This window comes from Flagellimonas lutimaris (assembly GCF_003581615.1).
GTDB classification, from domain to species: Bacteria; Bacteroidota; Bacteroidia; order Flavobacteriales; family Flavobacteriaceae; genus Flagellimonas; species Flagellimonas lutimaris.
Genome location: NZ_QXFH01000056.1, coordinates 1 through 664, shown reverse-complemented (window position 1 = coordinate 664; position 664 = coordinate 1). Strand labels below are relative to the sequence as shown.

The following is a 664-nucleotide window of genomic DNA, read 5'->3' as shown; positions in this document are numbered from 1 at the left end:
TCACCATGAGGCGTACAGTCAAGAGCACTCCCCAGAGCATCTGGTACGGAGAGGACAGGCCCAAATACTTGGGCCCATTCTCCGAGCAGACCCCATCATACCTCACCGGGGAATTCCCCGGTGACTATGGTTGGGACACTGCTGGGCTCTCGGCTGATCCCGAGACGTTCGCAAGGAACCGCGAGCTGGAGGTGATCCACTCCCGTTGGGCCATGCTCGGTGCATTGGGCTGCGTCTTCCCCGAGATCCTCTCCAAGAACGGGGTCAAGTTCGGAGAGGCCGTGTGGTTCAAGGCCGGATCCCAAATCTTCTCCGAGGGCGGCCTCGACTACTTGGGCAACCCGAACTTGATCCATGCTCAGAGCATCTTGGCTATCTGGGCTAGCCAAGTTGTCCTGATGGGGTTGATCGAGGGTTACAGAGTCGGAGGAGGCCCGCTCGGAGAGGGCCTCGACAAGGTCTACCCCGGGGGGGCCTTCGACCCATTGGGCTTGGCAGAAGACCCAGAAGCATTTGCTGAGCTCAAGGTGAAGGAGCTCAAGAATGGAAGGTTGGCAATGTTTTCAATGTTTGGCTTCTTCGTGCAGGCCATTGTTACTGGGAAAGGCCCAATTGAGAACCTCTATGATCACGTGGCTGATCCAGTAGCCAACAATGCATGGGC

The 664-nt window shown here is 57.5% G+C and carries 1 protein-coding gene; it reads left to right on the top strand.

Annotation, left to right across the window (positions count from 1 at the left end; all coding sequences use genetic code 11):
• Positions 1–664: chlorophyll a-b binding protein (locus D2V08_RS18255; protein ID WP_182835456.1), on the top strand; the 664-nt coding region annotated here is incomplete at both ends.